This window comes from Flavobacterium sp. 123 (assembly GCF_003634825.1).
GTDB lineage: Bacteria > Bacteroidota > Bacteroidia > Flavobacteriales > Flavobacteriaceae > Flavobacterium.
In genome coordinates this window covers 420,812-441,461 of the sequence record NZ_RBXD01000001.1, presented here as the reverse complement: position 1 = coordinate 441,461, position 20,650 = coordinate 420,812, and the positions used below count along the sequence as shown (strand labels likewise).

Sequence of the window (20,650 nt, the reverse complement as noted above, 5' to 3'; positions counted from 1 at the left end):
ATTAAAATGAAAAAGTATATTTTTATTACCATAGCCACGATAACTATTTTATCAACCACCACCATTTCCTGTTCAGATGAATTTGTAAATCGTGATCCAGTTTATTCTATCGATTCAGAGAATTATTTTAATTCTAAATCTGATTATGATAATGCTTTGATTGCTGCTTATGATCTTTTGCAATCAAGTTATGTGAATGTTTTGTTAGGGGAAATTGCATCAGATAATACATTAGCTGGTGGAGAAAGCCAAACAGATGTAATTGGTTTTCAACAAATCGATGACATGATTCACACGCCAGTTAATAGCAATTTGAGAGACATTTGGAATTGGATGTTTGCTGGAGTACAAAGAGCTAACTACATATTAGAGTTCAAAGACAGAACAGATTTTGAAGGGAAAAATCAAATTATTGCTGAAGCTCGTTTTCTTAGAGCCTATTACCATTTTGAATTAGTAAAATGGTTTGGTCCAATTCCGATGAATGGAGATAAACGATTTAGTGCTGGAGAGGAAAAAACAATTCCACGTTCACCTGTTGCGGATGTTTACGCATCAATCGAAGCAGATTTAATTTTTGCTTCCGAAAACTTAGCTGCAATTCCTTCACAAAAAGGTAGAGCAACTAAAGGTGCTGCACTTGCACTTTTAGGAAAAGCATATTTGTATCAAGATAAGTTCACTCAAGCGGCAAGTACTTTAGAAAGAGTAATTTCAAGTTCTAACTATTCACTAGTAACAGATTACAATACAATTTTTGAAGATGAAGGAGAAAATGGTTTAGAATCCGTTTTCGAAGTCCAATATACGGATAAAGAAGGTGCTGGATTTGGATGTTTACAATGTAGCGAGGGTAATGTAGCTGTTGGTTTTAGTGGTCCAAGAAATTATACAGGAAGTTTATTTACCTCAGGTTTTAGTTTTAATGTACCTACGCAAGAAGTGGTAGACGCATTTGAAGTTGGAGACAACAGAGAAGCAGTTACCATTTTAGATATTGCAGCTTGGGCAGCAGCAACAGGTGCTTCGGCAGGTGAAGGATATGAGCACACAGGATATTTTAATAGAAAATACATTCCAAGAAAAAGAAGCGCTGATGCTCAAGGAGATTTGAATTTAACGAATCCTAATAATTATAGAGCAATTCGTTATGCAGATGTTTTATTGATGGCAGCAGAAGCTTACAACAGAAGCGGATTAGATGATGCTAAAGCTAGAGGATATCTAAATCAAGTTCGTCGTCGTGCTTTTGGAGATGTGAATCATGATATTTCTGCGTCAGGAGCAGCTTTGACTGACTTTATTTGGGCAGAAAGAAGAGTAGAATTGGTAGGCGAAGGACATCGATTCTTTGACTTAGTGAGAACGGGTAAAGCAGCTCAGGAAATTGATGGATTTGTTGCAGGAAAAAATGAATTATTCCCTATTCCAATAGAGGAAATTCAATTCGCAAATGGAAATTGGGCACAAAACCCTGGATATTAAAAAACAGTATTATGAAAAAATTAAAATTAATAATAAGTCTTTTTGTTTTAACCATTTTTATTGGTTGTTCAAATGAGAATAGTGATATCAATTTAGATGCGATAGGTGCTCCAACAAATATTTCGACATTAGTCACTGTAACGCAGGATAACACAGGAAAGGTAACGTTCTTGCCTACTGGAGAAGGTGTGACAAGATTTGAAATCTATTATGGTGATGGAACCGCAGAATCAGGATATGTTAATCCAGGTGAAACAATATCTCACATCTATAAAGAAGGTATTTATCAAGTTAAAACAACTGGGGTTACTTTAAATGGTAAAAGAACAGAAGTAACCCAAATTATTACAGTGTCATTTAAAGCACCCGAAAATTTAGAGGTTGTTATTGCAAATGATTTGGCTGTTTCTAAAAAAGTAACAGTTACTGCAACTGCCGATTTTGCTTTGTTTTATGATGTGTATTTTGGCGAAGCAGGTAATCCAGATCCTATTTCGGTTAACATTGGAGAGTCTGTTTCTTATGTTTATCAAAACACTGGAGTGTATACTATACGAGTAGTTGCAAAAAGTGCTGCGATAAAAACTATTGAGTATAGTGAGGACTTTGCAGTGACTCTTGTTAGTAAACCGAATACATCAGCTCCTACACCGCCTAATAGACAAGCAGGAGATGTGATTGCTATTTATAGTTCAAAATATACAGATGTTGCAGGTACAAATTATTTCCCAGATTGGGGACAAGCAGGTCAAGGCAGTAGTTGGGCTGAATTTAATTTGAATGGTGATAAAATGTTGAATTATATCAATTTAAGTTACCAGGGAATAGCATTAGCGGATGGTACTTCTATAAATGTTTCTAATATGCAATATCTTCATATGGATGTTTGGACTGCTGATTTAGCAAAAATTGAAACTTCTTTAATCAGTAAAACCAATGGAGAAAAACCGGTTGTAAAAGATCTTGTTGCTAATCAATGGACGAGTATTGATATTCCAATTTCTGCATTTACAAGTCAAGGAATGACAGTTGCTGATATTTTTCAATTAAAATTTGTTGGAACTCCTTGGGCTGCTGGAAGTGTTTTTATTGATAATATTTATTTCTATAAAACACCTTCACAATTGATTGAATTGCCAATTGATTTTGAAGCTGGTTCTTTGACATACACCTGGAGTGGTTTTGGAGATGCGGGTTATGGACCAATACCAGCTGCTGTTATTACAAATCCAGACAAGACAGGACTTAATGTATCTGACAAAGTAGTTAAAATAGAAAAAACATCAGGAGCGCAAGTTTGGGCTGGAGCTAGTTTGAATTTAGAGTCTCCAATTGATTTTACAAAAGGCACAAAAGTTAAAGTGGCAGTTTGGTCTCCAAAAGTAGGTGCTAAAATATTATACAAAATGGAAGTTTCTACATCTCCAAAAGATGGAAATGGAAATCCAACTGTTTTTGTTGAGGTAGAAGCAACTACAACAGTCGCAAATGAGTGGCAAGTATTAACATTCGATTTGGCAGCTGCTACTGGTTTTAGTACCGCTAATTTGTATGATAGAGTAATATTATTCCCAGATTTTGGAGTGAATGGCACGGGCTCAATTTATTACTTTGATGATATTAAACAATCCAATTAAATAAACAGAACATGAAAAAAATAATTATAAATATAGTATCCATTTTTGCACTTCTGTTGATGGTCAATTGTCAAGATGATAATTTTTCTTTTGGATCAATAGATGCACCAACAAATCTTGAAGTTACAGCGGAAATAGTAGGTCAATCAGCAGATTTTCCTGACGGTGATGGTTCTGGTAAAATTAAATTAAAAAGTACAGCAGATAATGCTATTTCGTACAAGTATATTTTCTCTGATGGTACTTCTGAAAATGCACCAAACGGTGTTTTTGAGAAACGTTTTACTAAACCAGGTGTAAATACTTATGTTATTACCGTAATAGCTTCTGGTAGAGGAGGAATAACTACTAATACTACTTTGGAAATTAAGATTTTGAGTAATTTCACAGATGATGAAGCAGTACAACTTTTAACAGGCGGTAGTTCTAAAAAATGGTATTGGTCAGCTTCTGAAACGGGACACTTAGGAGTTGGTCCTAATAGTTCAGATGTTACGCAAAATTATTATCCAGTATGGTATCAAGCGGCTGCTTTTGAAAAAGCAGGATCTCCAAATAGCAGTTGTTTGTATGATAATGTATTGACATTTTCATTAGATGGAGATCAATTGAAGTTTAATTTAGATAATGGTGGTAGAACATTTTTCAATGCAGCATTTCTTAGTGTTGGTGGCGGTTCAGGAAGTGAAGACTCGTGTCTTGATTATGCAACAACAGGATTAAAAACAGTTACTTTAAGTCCATCTGAGTCTGTAATAACAACTAATCCAGAGCACGCTACTCAAACTAGAGGAACTATGTTGAATATAGCTGATGGTGGTTTTATGGGATACTACATAGGACAAAGTTCTTATGAAATATTGTCAATCACTGCAAATCGTATGGTTGTTAGGGCAGTTATGGGAGGAAATCCAGCTTTGGCTTGGTATCATATTTTTACAACAACACCTCCAAACCAAACTCCAGATACTGATTACACTAATTTAGTTTGGTCTGATGAGTTTAATACTGATGGTGCTCCTGATTCTACAAAATGGGGATATGACCTTGGCGCAGGCGGCTGGGGTAATAGTGAAACGCAAACCTATACCAATAGCGCTAACAACGTAATTGTAACAGGTGGGAACTTAAAAATTACAGCCAAAAAAGAAGGTTCGGATTATACTTCTGCCAGATTAAAATCAGAAGGAAAATATGAATTTACTTATGGTAAAATAGAATTTAGAGCTAAATTGCCAGTTGGCGGAGGTACTTGGCCAGCAGTGTGGTCTTTAGGAAGTGATTATGCAACGAATACTTGGCCTGGTTGTGGAGAAATTGATTTCATGGAACACAAAGGGAATGATCCAAATGTAATTCATGGAACACTTCATTATCCTGGACATTCAGGTGGAAATGCAAATACTTCGACTAAGACTATTACTAATGCATCGACTGAATTCCATGTCTATAAAACGGTTTGGAGCCCTACCTCAGTTAAGTTTTATGTAGATGATACTTTGTTTCATTCTTTTGCAAATGATAATACAGTGCCATTTAATAAAGATTTTTTCTTAATTTTGAATGTAGCTATGGGAGGAACTTTTGGTGGAACAATTGATCCTACATTCACACAATCTTCAATGGAGGTTGATTATATTAGGGTATATCAATAGTAATAAATTATAAATTCTAACAAAATTAGAAGGCCGGTTATCTTCCGGCCTTTTAGTTTTAATGGCATAAAAAAAATGAGACAAATAAGATATAAATTAGCCTTTGCATCATTCTCTATAATCACTTTTTTACTAGTAGGTTGTAGCAGTAAAATAATGAAATCCCCAATTTCATATTCGAAAGAAAATACTTTAGAAACTAAAGTTGATTCTGTTATGAAGTTAATGACTTTAGAAGAAAAAGTAGGACAGCTCAATCAATATAATGGATTTTGGGAAATTACAGGCCCAACTCCAAAAGAAGGGCAGGCAGCAAAAAAATACGAAGACCTTAAAAAAGGATTAGTAGGTTCGATGCTAAATGTAAAAGGTGTTAAAGATGTGAGGGCATTACAGAAAATTGCTGTAGAACAAACTCGATTAGGGATTCCATTGATTTTTGGTTTTGATGTTATTCATGGGTATAAAACTATTAGCCCTATTCCATTGGCGGAAGCCGCAAGTTGGGATTTAGAAGCGATAAAAAAATCGGCTGAAATTGCTGCTGAAGAAGCTTCATCGGTAGGATTAAATTGGACTTTTGCACCGATGATTGATATTTCAAGAGATGCTCGTTGGGGACGTGTTATGGAAGGTGCTGGTGAAGATACTTATTTAGGAAGTAAAATTGCTGTAGCTCGAATCCAAGGTTTTCAAGGAGATTTAAAATCAAATAAAAACATTTTGGCTTGCGCCAAACATTTTGCAGGCTATGCTTTTGCAGAAGCAGGGAGAGATTATAATACGGTAGATGTAAGCGAGTCAACTTTGCAAAATACTATTTTCCCACCTTTCAAAGCTGCTGTTGATGCTGGTGTCAAAACATTCATGAATTCTTTTAATGAATTGAATGGCATTCCGGCAACAGGAAATTCATATTTGCAAAGACAGGTGTTAAAAGGAGACTGGAAGTTTGATGGCTTTGTAGTTTCTGATTGGGGCTCTATCAACGAGATGATTCCTCATGGTTATGCAAAAGATAGTAAACAGGCCGCTGAAATTGCTTTGAATGCTGGTTCAGACATGGATATGGAATCAAGTGCTTATGTTGATCATTTAGTAGCATTAGTTAAAGAAGGCAAAGTAAAAGAAAGCCTGATTGATGATGCAGCTAAAAGAATTTTAAAAGTTAAATTTGAATTAGGTTTGTTTGATGATCCATATCGTTATTGCGACGAAACCCGTGAAAAAGAAACTATCGGAAGTCCAGCTATTCAAGAAGGGGTTTTGGACATGGCTAGAAAGTCAATAGTTTTGTTAAAGAATGAAAATGAATTACTTCCATTAAAAAAATCAGGTCAAAAAATTGCTCTTATTGGCGCATTAGCAAATGATAAAACGAGTCCTTTAGGAAGCTGGAGAATCGCTGCTGATGATAATACTGCAGTTTCTGTTTTAGAAGGTTTACAAGCATATAAAGGAAACCAACTTAGCTTTGCTAAAGGTGCTGATGTAGCAGTAGGTAGAACTCAGTTTATTTGGGAAACCAAAATCAATATGACAGACAAGACTGGATTTGAAGAGGCTATTGCTGTGGCAAAAAACGCGGATGTAGTTATTATGGTTTTGGGAGAGCATGGTTTGCAATCTGGAGAAGGTAGGAGTAGAGCTGATATTGGTTTGCCCGGAGTGCAACAAGAGTTATTAGAAGAGATTTATAAAGTTAATTCTAATATTGTTTTGGTATTAAATAATGGTCGTCCATTAGCAATTCCTTGGGCAGCTAAAAATATTCCTGCAATTGTAGAAGCATGGCAATTAGGAACTCAAAGTGGTAATGCTATTGCTCAAGTTTTATACGGGGATTATAATCCTAGCGGTAAACTACCTATGACTTTTCCTAGAAATATAGGTCAAGTTCCTTTGTATTATAATGCAAAAAGTACTGGACGACCTATCATGAATGAACCAGATAGCGTGTTTTGGACTCATTATATTGATGAAAAAAACACACCACTTTATCCTTTTGGCTTTGGATTAAGTTATGCTAAATTTGAATATTCTGATTTGAAATTGTCTTCGAACACATTTGCTAAAGACGGAAAAATTGAGGTTTCTATAAATGTTAAAAACTCTGGAAAAGTAGCTGGTAAAGAAGTAGTTCAGTTGTATATTAGAGATTTGATAGGAAGTATAACTCGTCCAGTAAAAGAACTAAAAGGTTTTGAAATGATTGAGCTAAAGCCAAACGAAACTAAAAAAGTAGTATTTTCAATTGATGAAAAAACGATTCAATATTTTACAGCTAATTCAAGATGGGAAGCCGAAGCAGGAGATTTTAAAGTTTTTATAGGAGGGAATTCTGAGAAAACTATGGAAGCTGATTTTCAATTTATTAATTAATTCAAAATGAAGAAACTTTTAATTTTAATATGTATTACAAACCTATGTTGGTCCCAACAAACTAAAAGGAAACTGGTTTGGGAAGAGAATTTCAATCAGCCAACTTTGGATGAATCAACATGGAATTTTGAGCTCGGCGATGGCTGTCCTAATTTGTGTGGCTGGGGTAATAATGAACGTCAAGTTTATACTACCCAAAACCATGAAATCAAGAATGGAAACCTGATTATTCATGCCAAGAAAGAATTAAACAAGTATACTTCAACCAAAATTACAACAAAAGATAAAAGGTCTTTTTTGTATGGTCGAATGGAAACCAGAGCAAAACTTCCTGTTGGTTCCGGAATTTGGCCAGCATTCTGGATGCTAGGACAGAATATTGATCAGATTGGTTGGCCAAAGTCAGGTGAAATTGATATTTTGGAATATATTGGAAAAGAGCCACATATGGTATTCACCACTTTGCATACTCAAGACAGTCATGGTAATACTATAAACACTAAGAAAACCAAATTCCCTACTATTGAAGAAGGGTTTCATGTGTTTGCTTTGGATTGGACGAAAGATAAAATGGAGTTTTATGTAGATGAAGTTTTGGTGTATACTTTTCAACCAGAAGTCAAAAATGAAGATACTTGGCCATTCAATAAGCCGTTTTATTTTATTCTAAATGTAGCTATTGGTGGAAATTTTGGTGGACCAGCTGTTGATGATTCAATTTTCCCACAAGATTTCATAATTGATTATGTTAAAGTATATCAATAAGATTTGTTTAAAGGCGTAAAGCATTGTTTTACGCCTTTTATTATCTGTTTGGTTTTCTGAAAGAACTTGTTAATGTATTCGATTTATCACAAATAAATCCCTTTATTTATTGAATTTGTTTAAAAAATCTTAATTTTTCTTAATTTTATTTGTGTCTTAAAATAAATATTTGTTAAATTTGGCAAATAACTAACCAAAATCTATAAGTAGCCTATAGCAAAAAATTACTTTTTTAAAAAATTTACCCCCGAATTTTTAACTAAATTAAAAAGTATAATTATGGCTACTTTACAACTTACAGACGCCCTGTTAGTACAAGATTATGTTGCAGGCAATGAAAATGCTTTAGCAGAATTAATCAAAAGGCACGAATCTAAAATTTACGGATTTATTTACTCTAAGATTTCAGACAGAGATATATCAAATGATATTTTTCAAGATACTTTTATTAAAGTAATCAAAACACTTAAATCAAGTTCCTATAATGAAGAAGGTAAATTTTTACCCTGGGTTATGCGAATTTCCCACAATCTTATTGTAGATCATTATAGAAAAAACAAGAAAATGCCTTTATTCAGAGAAACAGAAGAGTTTTCTATTTTCTCTATAATGTCTGATGATTCACTTACTATTGAAAATAAAATAATTTCAGAACAAGTAGAATTAGATTTAAAAAAGCTTATCGAAGAACTACCAGCTGATCAAAAAGAAGTTTTGGTTATGCGTATGTATCAAGACATGAGTTTTAAAGAAATTTCAGAAATTACAGGTGTTAGCATCAATACTGCCTTAGGTAGAATGCGTTATGCGTTAATGAATATGAGAAAAGTTATCGACAAACATCAAATTATTTTAACGAATTAATACTATTTGAAGAATAAATGCGTTGTATTATGAAATTCTAATCAAATTGTAATATGGCGAAAATTTACTCTAAAAAAATTGCAGGTGCTAAAAAAATGAAACCCAACAAGGAAGTAGTTTCGTTTTTATTAAATTACTCTAAAGCACTAAATATTATAAAAACTAAAAATAATACTTTCGAGATTATCTCTAATTAAAATTGAAAAGTACTTTTTGTTTTTAATGAAAAAGCAAATTCTTAAATTCACTATTTATTGTTAAGTAAATAGTGAATTTTTTTATGAAAATTATTTCTGATTTACGGATTCTAAGACTGATTTTCTACCGATAGTTCGTGTAATAATATCTTTTTCTAAATTCCAACCTCGTGCAGGAGAATATTCTCTTCCGTACCAAATAATCTGAAGGTGCAAATCATTCCATAATTCTTCTGGGAAAAGGCGTTTTGCATCTTTTTCTGTCTGAACTACATTTTTTCCGTTGGTCAGATTCCATCGATACATCAATCTATGAATGTGCGTATCTACAGGGAACGCAGGAACACCAAAAGCTTGCGACATAACAACACTCGCTGTTTTATGACCTACGGCTGGTAATTCCTCTAGAGCCTCAAAACTTTGTGGTACTTTGCCATCATATTTGTCAATCAAAATATGTGATAAACCATGAATTCCTTTTGATTTCATTGGTGATAACCCACAAGGTCTAATGATTTCTTTGATTTCCTCAACCGACATTTTTATCATATCGTATGGGTTGTCAGCTTTTGCAAATAGCAAAGGTGTAATTTGGTTTACTCTAACATCCGTGCATTGTGCGGAAAGCAAAACTGCTATTAAAAGCGTATAAGGATCTTTATGATCTAATGGAATAGGAATTGTAGGATATAATTCTTTTAACGTATTTATAACAAATGTTACACGTTCCTGTTTGTTCATTTTTGTATTTTTATATACAGTAAAAATAGTATAAATTCTATTAGATGCCTAATTCAGTTTTGTGTTGTAAATTCTTGTTTTTAATGGTTTTTCCAATAATTAAATAAAAGAAAACGACATCGTAATTTGGACATACTTAATAACTTTAAACCATATTTAAAAAGATGATAACATTAAAAAAAGGAGATAAAGCACCTGATTTTTCAGGACTTGACCAAGACGGTAAATCACATCAATTAGCGGATTATAAAGGACATAAATTAGTTGTTTTCTTTTATCCAAAGGCGAATACACCAGGATGTACAGCTGAAGCATGTGATTTAAGAGATAATTTTGAACGATTTCAAGCTAATAATTATGCCCTTTTAGGAGTTAGTGCCGATGGACAAAAAGCACAAGCAAAGTTTAAAGATAAATATAATTTCCCTTTTCCATTATTAGCTGATGAGGATAAATCAGTAATAGAAGCTTTTGGGGTTTGGGGTCCCAAAAAGTTTATGGGAAGAGAATATGATGGTATAAATAGGAGCACTTTTGTAATTGATGAAAACGGAATTATAGATGAGGTAATTACCGATGTGAAAACTAAAGCCCACGCTGCTCAGATACTAAAATAAATACATTTTAAATAAAAAGCGAGAACAGATAATTAATCTTTCCTCGCTTTTTTTATGTTTAAATTGTAATTTGAATCTAATTACTAACGGTCAAAAAATTGTTAGGTTCGTAGCCAAATAAATGTTGCGCTTTGATAATATCAGCAACACCAGAAGGCAACATGCTTTCCCATCCAGGTTTTCCTTGACTAATCATTTTTAAAACCTCACGAGAGAAAACTTCTAGAATTTCAGGATTGTAGTCATCAATATCAACTACTTTTCCGTTAAATTTAAAGAATTTATATAATTCTTTCATTCTAGGATGAACTTTAAGATTCTCTGATGTTATTACTTCGCCATTATCGCCTAACATAGGATATAAAAACACTTTCATATCACGATAGAATAATTTTCCGAAGGCTTCTAGAATTCCTCCACTCAAATGGCGGTAGTATTTTTCATCAAAAATATCGACTAAATTGTTTACACCCATCGCTAATCCCATTCTAGCTTTGGTATAATTTGCAAAATATTCAACCACTTTGTAATATTCTTGAAAGTTTGATATCATTACCGTTTGTCCTAATGAACAAAGTAATTGCGCACGATCCATAAAATCTCGTTCGTCAATTTCGCCATCAGAACGTAAATTTGAAAGTGTGATTTCAAAAATAACTAAGGTGTTTTCTTTTTCAACTTTATTTTCTTCCAAAAACATTTTCAATGATTTCTCATACATATCCATGTTTACCTTTGTTACAGGACGGAAACTTCCTCTAAAAGCAAGTATGTTTTTTTTGTATAAAATAGCAGCTGGAAGTATGTTTTTGCCTTCTGGATTGAACATTACGGCATCAGTCATTCCGTTTTTTACTAATTGTAAACTCATCAAACGATTATCTACATCAGCAAAACGAGGTCCTGAAAAATTGATTGTATCAATTTCTAATTGGTCTTTATCTAAATGATCATATAGATAACGCAATAATTTTTTTGGATCGTTGTATTTGTAAAAAGCTCCGTAAATCAAGTTCACCCCAAGAATACCAAGAGTTTCTTGTTGTAAACGCGAATCAGTTTCTTTAAACCGAATATGAATTATGATTTCGTTGTATTCTTCTGTTGGCTCAATTTGATAACGAATACCTACCCAGCCGTGGCCTTTAAATTGTTTAGCAAAATCAATAGTAGCAACGGTATTAGCATAACTGAAAAACATTTTGTTAGGATGTTTCTCTCTGTTAAGCCTTCTCTCCATGATATCAACTTCATGAAAAAGCATTTTTTTAAGTCGGCTTTCAGTTACATAACGACCGTCTTCTTCAACTCCATATATTGCATCACTAAAATCTTTGTCATAAGCTGACATGGCTTTTGCAATTGTTCCTGATGAACCACCTGATCTAAAAAAATGTCGAACGGTTTCTTGACCAGCACCAATTTCGGCAAAAGTCCCGTAAATATTTTCGTTTAAATTGATACGTAGTGCCTTGTCTTTAATTGAAGGTACTTGCTCTATGGCTTTGTCTCCTTTGAGTTTTATTTTTTTGGTATCCATTTTTATTTAAATAGGCTGATAATGTTACAAAGTTAACAAAATAGGCTTCTAAAGAAAGATATTTAACCCTATTTTTGTAAAAAAAACAAGAGTGTTGAATATATATTTTTTAGGTACCGGAACATCACAAGGAATCCCTATTATAGGAAGTAGCCATCCAGTATGTAAAAGTACTGATTTTAAGGATAAAAGACTCCGAGTTTCTGTTTGGATTCATTGGGATGCGCATTCTTTTGTGATTGATTGTGGACCTGATTTTAGACAGCAAATGCTCACTTCTAATTGTGGAAAACTGGACGGAATTCTGTTTACTCATGAACATGCGGATCATACGGCTGGTTTAGATGATATTAGGCCTTTTAACTTTAGACAAGGAGAAATGCCTATTTATGGTCATCAGCGAGTGATTGATAATCTTAAAAAACGCTTTGATTATGTTTTTGAAACAGAAAATAAATACCCTGGAGCGCCTTCTGTAAAAACCATCGAAGTTGTTAATGATGAACCATTTTCTATTGGAGATAAAATCGCTATTCCTATTAATGCGATGCATGGAAATTTACAAGTTTTTGGATACCGAATAGAAAATTTTGCCTATTTGACGGATGTAAAAACAATTGAAGATGAGGAAATAGCTAAATTGAAAAACCTCGACGTTCTCGTTATTAATGCGTTAAGAGATACTTTTCACGAGACTCATTTTAATTTGCAGGAAGCATTGGATTTTATAAATTTGGTGCAACCAAAAAAAGCATTTTTGACTCATATAAGTCATATTTTAGGCTTTCATGAAGAAGTCCAACAAAAGTTGCCTGAAAATATTTTTCTGGCTTACGATAATTTAGAAATTACAATTTAAATCACCTAAAATGAAAAAATCATTATTGCTCTATCTTTTTATTCTTTCTTTATTGATGACTGTTTTTACGTATATGTTTTTAAGTAAAGAAGTTAGTTTTGAGCAAAATAAATATAAAAGAGTGACTACAAGACTAAAAGATAGTTTGAATTCAGTAACCGCTAAACTTGCTGATGCTAATTATTTTTCTTTGGAAAAAAACGAAAATGCACAAAATTATTTTGAATCAACTGCCTCGGAAAAGACCATTCAATATGAAAAATTAATCCCTTTTGTCACGGAAAAATTATTGGATTTTAATTCTAATCCAAAGGGAAATCCGTATACGGGACAAGATCAAATAGGGGCTAATAAATTTATTATAAATAAAGTAAAAATTCTAAATCACAGATGGATTATTGCTGATTTTAGTGATGGTGAAATTTGGGGTGAAGTTCTATTAAAATATTTTGTCAATGATGACGAAAGTATATCCTTCGAAGTTAATCAGTCTTTATTGTATCAGAAATAAAAAAAAGGTTCTAATTAGAACCTTTTTTTTAGTGTTGTAATAACCAATTTTTAAAATCATAAAAATTCTGAGGCGCTACTCCGTGTCCTACAGGATATTCTTTATAAGTTGATTCGATTCCTAAATTATCCAAAAATGGTTTTGTTTTTCTAGCCCATTCTACAGGAATAACTTGATCTACAGTTCCGTGCGAAGCAAAAATAGAAAGCTTTGAAAAATCATTGTTTTTATAATTTTCTTCAAAAATAGGCTCGCTTATGTAACCACTTAATGCAATTACATTCTTAACTTTTTCAGGATGTGAAAGTGCCACAGCATAGCTTAGAATTGATCCTTGGCTGAAACCAACTAAGGTGATGTTTTTCACATCAACGGGATAGGTTTTAATTAACTCATCTATAAAAGTTGCTATTAAATCTCTAGAAACTTTAGCTTGCTCGAAATCTGAAAATTTGTTTTGATCTGCATCAAAATTGATTGCATACCAAGCATAACTTCCATATTGTAAATCATAAGGAGCCCGTGCTGAAATGATGTAATATTCATCTGGAAGCTCAGAAGCAAACGAAAATAAATCAGCTTCATTACTGCCGTAACCATGAAGTAAAAGCAGCAAAGGATTTTTTTCTTGTTTTATTTTGGGTTCTCGTATTAGATATTCTAGGGATAAATTCATTGTAATTAGGAGATATTAATTAGCCATTTTTGATAATAGTTTCCTAAAAGAGGAACAGGTTTTGTTTCTCCTTTTATGGCACTAGTTATACCATAAGACCAAAGCACAAAAACAAAAATCCACATAGGAGCTGAGATCATTAAACTATCAAAATTACTGATGATTAATCCTAATGAAATAAAAGTTAAAGTTAGTCCTAATCCTTGACGAATATGAAAAGAGGCAAATGCATTTTTATCTTCAGAATTCATTGACATCGCTATAAATACGCCAATTCCTAGAATATAACTTGTAATTGCTGTAGTTTTTCCAGCTTCAATTGCGTTGTTTTTCATGCTTTATTTGTTAAGAATCAGTTGGTTTTGATTCACAATTCCATATGCTTTTCCTTTCATTTCCATTCCAAGGAAAGCTGAATTTTTTGATTTTGATAAAATGTATTGCTCTGTAAAAACACTTTTTTCGTCAGGATTGAATAAAGTTATCGAGGCTTTAGCACCTTCTTTAATAGTTTGGTTTTCAATGCCAAAGATTGTTTTTCCTACAGTTAATTTATCGATTATTGTTTCTAAAGGAAGCACATTGGTTAAAGCGCCAAATGCACTTTCTAATCCAATAGTTCCGTTTTTTGCATTATCAAATTCCATTTTCTTATGTTCAATATCCATAGGATTATGGTCAGATGTAATCATATTTATTGTTCCGTCAAGAACACCTTCAATTAAGGCAAGTCTGTCCGTTTCAGTTCTGATAGGAGGACTTACTTTATATCTGGTATCAAATTCTTCCAAAATTGAATCGTTTAAGGTCAAATGGTGAACAGAAACGCTGCAACTTACATTTAATCCTTTGGCTTTTGCATCTTTAATTAGTGCTACAGATTTTGCTGTAGAAATAGTTGGAATATGTAATTTCCCTCCTGTATAATCTAATAGAAATAAGTTTCTGGCAATTTGTAATTCTTCGGCAAGATTAGGAATTCCTTTTAAACCTAATCGAGTGGAAACAATCCCTTCATTAGCAACGCCATTTCCTTTTATTTTATCATCTTGAGCAAATGCAATTACTAATCCGTCAAAATCTTGAACATATTGCAATGCTATTTTTAACAAATTGGCATTATCTAGACTTTTATTATAATCTCCAAAAGCTACCGCGCCAGCCTTTTTCATATCAAACAATTCTGCCATGTCTTTTCCTTCGCTTTCTTTTGTCAAGGCACCTATTGGATAAAGTTGGGTTGCAAAACCATTTGCTTTGCTTTTAACAAAATTAACTTGTGATTGATTGTCTATAATAGGGTTAGCGTTTGGTTGTAGTGCAATTGCTGTAAAACCGCTTTTTGCAGCTACTTCAAGTCCATTTGAAATAGTTTCTCTGTCTTCAAAACCTGGTTCTCCAAGCGAAACACTACTATCAAACCATCCTTGTGAAACATGAAGATTAGGTAATTTTACTTCATCTGCATTTTCTGAATTTGAAAGCGCAGTTCCTATTTTTTTTATAAAACCATCAACAATTAAAATATCTGAAGTCTTGTTGTGAAAAGGACTTTTAGGATCGATAATTTTTGCTTCTCGGATGATTATTTTCATATTGTTTTTTAATTATTGGAAGTTCGTTTTTTATTTTACGAATCGTATAATTGCCATCTCACTTAGTAGAAATAACAGTGCAAAGATAAGAAACCATTTCCAAATTTGATTGCCCGTTTGGTTGGTTTGTAAACTATCGAATACGGAGGCAATTGATTCTGTTATTTTGTAATCTGAAATCGCAGATTCATTGACGTTTGACAAGTCACTTTCGGATCTTTTATAGTTGAAGCTGACGTTTCCAATAGGTTCTTTTTTATTGAAAATGGTGTAATTACCATCCTGTTTTGGATAATCATTAAAAACCATTTGGACTTTATTATCTAGAATTTGTTGTAAAGGAATAAATTGTTCTTCAACTCCTTTGATTGTTAAAACGGCATCTTTTGATAGAGAAGCGTCAATTAGATAGGGCTTGCTATTGCCAATTATTTGCGAATTTACGCCTTGATTTTGATTGTTTTGCGCCATTTTGTAAAACGTCGGTACAATTAATGGAGACAGTTGAAAATTTGAATTTATGCTATTTATTGGCGCAGCAAAAACAGCTACGTTTGCAACATTAGTTGGTATAGAACTCAAAAAAGTACTTTGATCTTCATACGATAAAACGGCAGGATTTGAACTGGATATCAAAAAGGACACTTTTGTTTTTGGATATTGAAAATTAGTAATTTTATTTTCGAAAACACCATTGAAAAGGGGATGGTTAAAATGGATTTTTGTAATTAATTTTTCGGTAGAATTCAAAGATTTAAATTGGATGTTTCCAAAATTCATCAAAAATGAATTCATGTCTGGTATTACCGTTTTTGCCGAAGGAATCACGATCAGATTGCCTCCTTTTGCTACAAAGGATTTCAAAGTTGTTTGTAACGCCTGCGGAATTTCATCCAGTTCATTTAAAACAATAGCGTCTTGCTTATCGATACTATTATAATCTAATGAATAAATGCTAAAGTTGTTGAAATTGAATTCGTCAGAAGTGTAAATACGAGAAAGGAAATTGCTTTTTTCGGGCTCGCCAATACTTATTACATTGATTTTTTTTGTTTTTGGAATGCTAAAATAGAACGTGTTATCATAAGGCAACCCATTATCAATTATCGAAACATAACCATGAAACGCTTGTTTTGGAATGGTAAAATTAATGCTTTTGTTCTTGTTGTCGATAGGCGTTATTGTTTTGGCAATAAGCTTATTATTGTTGTATAATGCAATAGGAATTGGTTTGTTATTAGTCCCAAAACGAGATAAGGAAACTGTAATTTCATAAAAATCATCTAAAGTTTGATGGATAAAAACACTATCAATTGAAGCATTGTTTTTTTGTTCTGCTTTTGGAATAATGAAGTAATGAGTATCATTTTTGTCACTATTTTTAAGCGGTTTAGAATCAAGTCCTACAGCATCTGTAATGATTATAATGTTTTTTTTGAAAGCCGATTGATGTGATTTTAATCTCGTGATTATGGTGCCTAATTGAAAAGGAGAAGCACTATACTTTAGATTTTGTAAGGTGTTTTGAATTGATTTTATATCCGTATCCCAATATTCTTCTGAGTTTGTAAGTAGTGAAAACGGTTTGTTTTCAGGAGTTTGTTCCAATAAATCTTGAATGGCACGTTTTAATAATTCCCCTTTTTTGCCTTTGGCTTGCATACTAAAGGAATTGTCTAGAATAATATAGGTTCCATTAGAATTGTTTGTACTACTGTTTGTGTCAAAAAAAGGTTGGGCAAAAGCTAAAATTAAGCAAGTTAATAGTAGCATTCTGCATCCTAAAAGCAACCATTTCTTTATTTTAGAACTTTTTCGAGTTTGAATCGAAAGTTGTTTTAGTAGGCGAACATTCGTGAAGTATTCTTTTTTAAAACGTCTTAATTGAAATAAATGAACCAAAATAGGAACGATCAGCAGAAATAGAAAGTATAAAATTTCGGGGTGTTTAAAATGCATTCTGGCTTTGAGATTTACTTCAGTAAATTTATTTCCAATGTATTTCATTGAAATATGTTAGCCAAAAATACAAATTTGTTGACAGTTTAAGATGGTATTGTTATAATTTTTCAAAGCGATAAACAAATGTGATTCTTTCTAAATATATTATGTATTTTAGCTTTTCAATAAAATTTTAAAATATGAAAAACACCTATGTTGCTCTTTTATTAATACTTATAACCAGCGTGCAAGCACAAAACAAAAAAAACAATTTAGTTATTGGAACCTATACCAATAGTTGTGATAGTAAAGGAATTTATGTCTATGATTTTGATTCGGAAACGGCTGATTTTAATTTCAAAAATTCAACAGAAAAGGTTATAAATCCTAGTTATTTGACAATTTCAAAGGACAATAAATTTGTGTATTCCGTAAATGAAAGTGGACCTGAAAGTACCGTAAGCGCTTTTGCATTTGATGCTAAAAGTGGCAAATTAGATTTGTTGAACAAACAAAATGCAGAAGGTGCAGATCCATGTTACCTAATTAATGATGATAAAAATGTAATTGTAGCTAATTATTCGGGTGGAAACATCGCGGTTTTTGGCAAGAATGAGGATGGTAGTATTTCTAAATCGAAACAGGTAATTCAACATTTTGGAAAAGGAATTAATACTAAAAGACAAGAAGGACCTCATGTACATATGGTCTATTTTTCGCCAGATAAAAAATATATTTTGTCAAATAATTTAGGGAATGATAAAATCTATATTTATAAATACAATCCTGAATCGACTTCTGAAACCTTACAATTTAAAGATAGTGTTTCTGTTAAATCAGGAAGCGGACCAAGGCATTTGACGTTTAGTAAAGATGGGAAGTTTGTATATTTATTGCAGGAATTAGACGGAGCATTGACCATTTTTGCTTATGCAAATGGTACCTTAAAAAAGATAGGAGAAACAACTATTTTAGCTAAAGATTTTAAAGGAGTTTTTAGTTCTGCCGATATTCATATTTCACCTGATGGAAAATTTTTGTACGCCTCTAATCGTGGTGAAGCTAATACGATTACAATTTTTAAAATTTTAAAAACGGGTAAATTAACTTTAGTTGGTCAAACAAGTTCATTAGGAAAAGGACCAAGGAATTTTGCCATAGATCCTTCAGGAAATTTCCTTTTGGTAGGACATCAATATACGAATGAAGTAGTTATTTTTAAAAGAAATAAAACCACAGGAAAGCTTACGGATACTGGAAAAAGAATTGCTTTATGTGCGCCAGTTTGTTTAGTATTTACGCCAAATTAGGAATAGGAGTATTTTCATAAATTAAAAAAGGGCTAAAAATAATTTAATTTTAGCCCTTTTTTAGTATTATTTGTTCTTGTCTTTTCTTTTTTTATCTCTTGTTTTTACCATGTTTCTATTGACAGATCCATGCGTTTTTTTCTTGGTTTTTGAAGGACCACCAAGATTGACTTTTTTGTTTTTCTTGTCTTTTTCATGAAAAGCACCTTCGCCTTCCAGTTTAACTTTTTTCATTAGAAACTTAACGGGTTGTCTGTCTTTTTCAGGTTCTATTAACTTGATAGAAACTTCAACTTCTTCCGGAAACGGCTCCATGTCTAATTCCATATTCATCAGTACTTCAACTTCAACTTTAGCTTCTTCTTCGCGAGGAGTTATAAAGCTTACAGCAGTTCCTGTTGCATCAGCACGACCAGTTCTACCAATTCTGTGCATGTACAATTCTGGTAATTCCGGCATTTCAAAATTGACAACATGAGTGATATTAGAAATATCTAATCCTCTGGCCATGATATCAGTAGTGATAAGTCCTCGTAAATTTCCTTCTTGGAATTCAGCCATAGTACTCAAACGATAATTTTGAGATTTATTAGAATGGATTACTCCAAACTGGCCTTCAAAATCTTCTTCAATTCGGTCATGAAGTAGGTCTGAAATTTTCTTGTTGTTAACAAAAACTAGCACACGACTCATGTCTTCGTTAGTGGCTAGTAAATGTTTTAAGAGATTTACTTTGGTATTAAAGTTGGGAACATTATACGTAATTTGTTTGATATTTTCCAAAGGTGTTCCAGAGGCAGAAAGAGTAACTTCTTCTGGATAGTCGAAGAAATCATTTAAAACGGCATCTACTTCATCAGTCATAGTTGCAGAAAAAAGAATGTTCTGACGTTTGGTTTTCATCATTGCCAAAAGCGCAGTTAATTGTGTTCGAAAACCTAAATTCAACATTTCGTCAAATTCATCAATAACTAATTTTTGAGTTTCGTCAAATCGAACCACAGCATCAAGAGCTAAATCCATGGTTCTTCCGGGTGTTCCTACTAGAATATCAACCCCTTCATAAACTGCTTTTTTTTGTGTATTTATATTGACACCACCATAGATTCCTAATGTTTTAACTGACATGTATTTAGTCAATTTCTCCACTTCTTCAACAACTTGTACAACTAATTCACGCGTAGGTACAAGAACAACGATTTTTGGAGTATTAGTAGGTGTAAATTTATATAACTTTAAAAGTGGTAATAAGTAAGCAAAGGTTTTTCCAGTTCCAGTTTGCGCAATCCCCATCATATCGCGTCCAGACATTATTACAGAAAAAGATTTTTCCTGAATAGGAGTGGGCGTTTTAAATCCTAATTCATCTATTGCTTTTTGTACAGATTTAGGAAGGTTGAATTGTTCAAAAGTAGTCATTTGCTTATATTTTTTGCAAAGATACGATTTTTATGAGGATGCTGGCGCTGCTATTGTATTGTTGTATTTTTTAGGTAAAACAATAACTAAACAAAACGTTTAACTCTCAAGACTAATTCAATAGGATTAAATGGTTTAGCGATAAAATCATCGACACCTAATTTGAATCCTTCAATTACGGTTAAGTCCTCTTTACCTAATGCTGAAACTATTATAACAGGAATAGTGGGATAGTTTTTTTTAGAATATGCGGTTATTTCTAAACCTGATTTATAAGGCATCATAATATCTGTAATAATCAAATCGGGTTCAATTTCACCTATTTTATTTATACCATCATTGCCATCTTTTGAGATGAAGATTTCGTAACCTTCTCTTTCTAAAATGAATTCTAGAATTTTGATAATCAAATTATCATCTTCAATTATTAATATTTTTTTCATAGTATAGTAGTTT

Annotated in this window: 19 protein-coding genes; 11 read left to right on the top strand and 8 right to left on the bottom strand. The window is 32.7% G+C overall.

Going from position 1 to position 20,650, the window contains the following annotated elements; translation table 11 throughout:
- The first annotated feature begins 6 nt into the window (after positions 1 to 6).
- The 7 genes from C8C88_RS02070 (at position 7) to C8C88_RS12905 (ending at position 8,985) form a co-directional block, all read left to right on the top strand.
- Positions 7 to 1,485, top strand: coding sequence for a RagB/SusD family nutrient uptake outer membrane protein (locus C8C88_RS02070; RefSeq protein ID WP_121336546.1), 1,479 nt, complete (start codon positions 7 to 9; stop codon positions 1,483 to 1,485).
- A gap of 11 nt (positions 1,486 to 1,496) precedes the next feature.
- The gene (locus C8C88_RS02065) at positions 1,497 to 3,122 is read left to right on the top strand and encodes a hypothetical protein (RefSeq protein WP_121336545.1); all 1,626 of its coding nucleotides are present in this window, start codon (positions 1,497 to 1,499) and stop codon (positions 3,120 to 3,122) included.
- An 11-nt stretch (positions 3,123 to 3,133) separates the two neighbouring features.
- Entirely contained in the window at positions 3,134 to 4,777 is a 1,644-nt protein-coding gene (locus tag C8C88_RS02060; protein WP_121336544.1) for a family 16 glycosylhydrolase, read from the top strand.
- 75 nt (positions 4,778 to 4,852) lie between these two features.
- Entirely contained in the window at positions 4,853 to 7,159 is a 2,307-nt protein-coding gene (gene bglX, locus C8C88_RS02055) for a beta-glucosidase BglX (protein WP_121336543.1), read from the top strand.
- A gap of 6 nt (positions 7,160 to 7,165) precedes the next feature.
- Entirely contained in the window at positions 7,166 to 7,924 is a 759-nt protein-coding gene (locus tag C8C88_RS02050) for a family 16 glycosylhydrolase (RefSeq protein WP_121336542.1), read from the top strand.
- A 279-nt stretch (positions 7,925 to 8,203) separates the two neighbouring features.
- Complete coding sequence (locus C8C88_RS02045; protein WP_121336541.1) at positions 8,204 to 8,788, top strand: RNA polymerase sigma factor; 585 nt, start codon at positions 8,204 to 8,206, stop codon at positions 8,786 to 8,788.
- Positions 8,789 to 8,841: 53 nt separating this feature from the next.
- Complete coding sequence (locus C8C88_RS12905; RefSeq protein ID WP_199711376.1) at positions 8,842 to 8,985, top strand: hypothetical protein; 144 nt, start codon at positions 8,842 to 8,844, stop codon at positions 8,983 to 8,985.
- A gap of 90 nt (positions 8,986 to 9,075) precedes the next feature.
- On the opposite strand, the gene nth is transcribed toward C8C88_RS12905, so the two are convergent.
- Positions 9,076 to 9,726 (bottom strand): endonuclease III, encoded by a 651-nt coding sequence (gene nth / locus C8C88_RS02040; RefSeq protein WP_121336540.1) that lies wholly within the window; start codon positions 9,724 to 9,726, stop codon positions 9,076 to 9,078.
- Positions 9,727 to 9,890: 164 nt separating this feature from the next.
- On the opposite strand from nth, the gene bcp reads away from it, so the two are divergent.
- The gene (gene bcp / locus C8C88_RS02035) at positions 9,891 to 10,343 is read left to right on the top strand and encodes a thioredoxin-dependent thiol peroxidase (RefSeq protein WP_121336539.1); all 453 of its coding nucleotides are present in this window, start codon (positions 9,891 to 9,893) and stop codon (positions 10,341 to 10,343) included.
- A 76-nt stretch (positions 10,344 to 10,419) separates the two neighbouring features.
- On the opposite strand, the gene C8C88_RS02030 is transcribed toward bcp, so the two are convergent.
- On the bottom strand, positions 10,420 to 11,883 hold the full coding sequence (locus C8C88_RS02030) for a TonB-dependent receptor (protein WP_121336538.1): 1,464 nt from the start codon (positions 11,881 to 11,883) through the stop codon (positions 10,420 to 10,422).
- A gap of 94 nt (positions 11,884 to 11,977) precedes the next feature.
- On the opposite strand from C8C88_RS02030, the gene C8C88_RS02025 reads away from it, so the two are divergent.
- Together C8C88_RS02025 and C8C88_RS02020 are read left to right on the top strand one after the other, a co-directional pair.
- Positions 11,978 to 12,742 (top strand): MBL fold metallo-hydrolase, encoded by a 765-nt coding sequence (locus tag C8C88_RS02025; RefSeq protein WP_121336537.1) that lies wholly within the window; start codon positions 11,978 to 11,980, stop codon positions 12,740 to 12,742.
- 10 nt (positions 12,743 to 12,752) lie between these two features.
- Complete coding sequence (locus C8C88_RS02020; protein WP_121336536.1) at positions 12,753 to 13,253, top strand: hypothetical protein; 501 nt, start codon at positions 12,753 to 12,755, stop codon at positions 13,251 to 13,253.
- A 28-nt stretch (positions 13,254 to 13,281) separates the two neighbouring features.
- Here the strand turns inward: C8C88_RS02020 and C8C88_RS02015 are convergent, their stop codons facing one another.
- The 4 genes from C8C88_RS02015 to C8C88_RS02000 are packed head-to-tail and all read right to left on the bottom strand — an operon-like array spanning position 13,282 to position 17,483.
- Complete coding sequence (locus C8C88_RS02015; protein WP_121336535.1) at positions 13,282 to 13,929, bottom strand: alpha/beta hydrolase; 648 nt, start codon at positions 13,927 to 13,929, stop codon at positions 13,282 to 13,284.
- Positions 13,930 to 13,934: 5 nt separating this feature from the next.
- Positions 13,935 to 14,264: a hypothetical protein gene (locus C8C88_RS02010; RefSeq protein WP_121336534.1), complete on the bottom strand. Its 330-nt coding sequence runs from the start codon at positions 14,262 to 14,264 to the stop codon at positions 13,935 to 13,937.
- A 3-nt stretch (positions 14,265 to 14,267) separates the two neighbouring features.
- Complete coding sequence (locus C8C88_RS02005) at positions 14,268 to 15,524, bottom strand: dihydroorotase family protein (RefSeq protein WP_121336533.1); 1,257 nt, start codon at positions 15,522 to 15,524, stop codon at positions 14,268 to 14,270.
- A gap of 30 nt (positions 15,525 to 15,554) precedes the next feature.
- Complete coding sequence (locus tag C8C88_RS02000) at positions 15,555 to 17,483, bottom strand: BatA and WFA domain-containing protein (protein ID WP_121338524.1); 1,929 nt, start codon at positions 17,481 to 17,483, stop codon at positions 15,555 to 15,557.
- A gap of 182 nt (positions 17,484 to 17,665) precedes the next feature.
- Between C8C88_RS02000 and C8C88_RS01995 the strand changes: the two genes are divergently transcribed.
- A complete protein-coding gene (locus C8C88_RS01995; RefSeq protein WP_121336532.1) occupies positions 17,666 to 18,775 on the top strand; it encodes a lactonase family protein in 1,110 nt (369 codons plus the stop codon).
- Between the two features lie 66 nt (positions 18,776 to 18,841).
- On the opposite strand, the gene C8C88_RS01990 is transcribed toward C8C88_RS01995, so the two are convergent.
- Positions 18,842 to 20,194, bottom strand: a complete 1,353-nt coding sequence (locus C8C88_RS01990) for a DEAD/DEAH box helicase (protein ID WP_121336531.1) — start codon at positions 20,192 to 20,194, stop codon at positions 18,842 to 18,844.
- A gap of 86 nt (positions 20,195 to 20,280) precedes the next feature.
- Positions 20,281 to 20,637, bottom strand: coding sequence for a response regulator transcription factor (locus C8C88_RS01985; protein ID WP_121336530.1), 357 nt, complete (start codon positions 20,635 to 20,637; stop codon positions 20,281 to 20,283).
- Positions 20,638 to 20,650: the final 13 nt, after the last annotated feature.

What these genes read in the sequence shown, in the direction of transcription:
- C8C88_RS02050 (WP_121336542.1), top strand. Translation starts at nt 7,166, where the DNA reads ATGAAGAAACTTTTAATTTTAATATGTATTACAAACCTATGTTGGTCC.
- C8C88_RS01995 (WP_121336532.1), top strand. Translation starts at nt 17,666, where the DNA reads ATGAAAAACACCTATGTTGCTCTTTTATTAATACTTATAACCAGCGTG.
- C8C88_RS01985 (WP_121336530.1), bottom strand. Translation starts at nt 20,637, where the DNA reads ATGAAAAAAATATTAATAATTGAAGATGATAATTTGATTATCAAAATT.
- bglX (WP_121336543.1), top strand. Translation starts at nt 4,853, where the DNA reads ATGAGACAAATAAGATATAAATTAGCCTTTGCATCATTCTCTATAATC.
- C8C88_RS01990 (WP_121336531.1), bottom strand. Translation starts at nt 20,194, where the DNA reads ATGACTACTTTTGAACAATTCAACCTTCCTAAATCTGTACAAAAAGCA.
- nth (WP_121336540.1), bottom strand. Translation starts at nt 9,726, where the DNA reads ATGAACAAACAGGAACGTGTAACATTTGTTATAAATACGTTAAAAGAA.
- C8C88_RS02060 (WP_121336544.1), top strand. Translation starts at nt 3,134, where the DNA reads ATGAAAAAAATAATTATAAATATAGTATCCATTTTTGCACTTCTGTTG.
- bcp (WP_121336539.1), top strand. Translation starts at nt 9,891, where the DNA reads ATGATAACATTAAAAAAAGGAGATAAAGCACCTGATTTTTCAGGACTT.
- C8C88_RS12905 (WP_199711376.1), top strand. Translation starts at nt 8,842, where the DNA reads ATGGCGAAAATTTACTCTAAAAAAATTGCAGGTGCTAAAAAAATGAAA.
- C8C88_RS02015 (WP_121336535.1), bottom strand. Translation starts at nt 13,929, where the DNA reads ATGAATTTATCCCTAGAATATCTAATACGAGAACCCAAAATAAAACAA.
- C8C88_RS02000 (WP_121338524.1), bottom strand. Translation starts at nt 17,483, where the DNA reads ATGCATTTTAAACACCCCGAAATTTTATACTTTCTATTTCTGCTGATC.
- C8C88_RS02010 (WP_121336534.1), bottom strand. Translation starts at nt 14,264, where the DNA reads ATGAAAAACAACGCAATTGAAGCTGGAAAAACTACAGCAATTACAAGT.
- C8C88_RS02065 (WP_121336545.1), top strand. Translation starts at nt 1,497, where the DNA reads ATGAAAAAATTAAAATTAATAATAAGTCTTTTTGTTTTAACCATTTTT.
- C8C88_RS02005 (WP_121336533.1), bottom strand. Translation starts at nt 15,524, where the DNA reads ATGAAAATAATCATCCGAGAAGCAAAAATTATCGATCCTAAAAGTCCT.
- C8C88_RS02045 (WP_121336541.1), top strand. Translation starts at nt 8,204, where the DNA reads ATGGCTACTTTACAACTTACAGACGCCCTGTTAGTACAAGATTATGTT.
- C8C88_RS02070 (WP_121336546.1), top strand. Translation starts at nt 7, where the DNA reads ATGAAAAAGTATATTTTTATTACCATAGCCACGATAACTATTTTATCA.
- C8C88_RS02030 (WP_121336538.1), bottom strand. Translation starts at nt 11,883, where the DNA reads ATGGATACCAAAAAAATAAAACTCAAAGGAGACAAAGCCATAGAGCAA.
- C8C88_RS02020 (WP_121336536.1), top strand. Translation starts at nt 12,753, where the DNA reads ATGAAAAAATCATTATTGCTCTATCTTTTTATTCTTTCTTTATTGATG.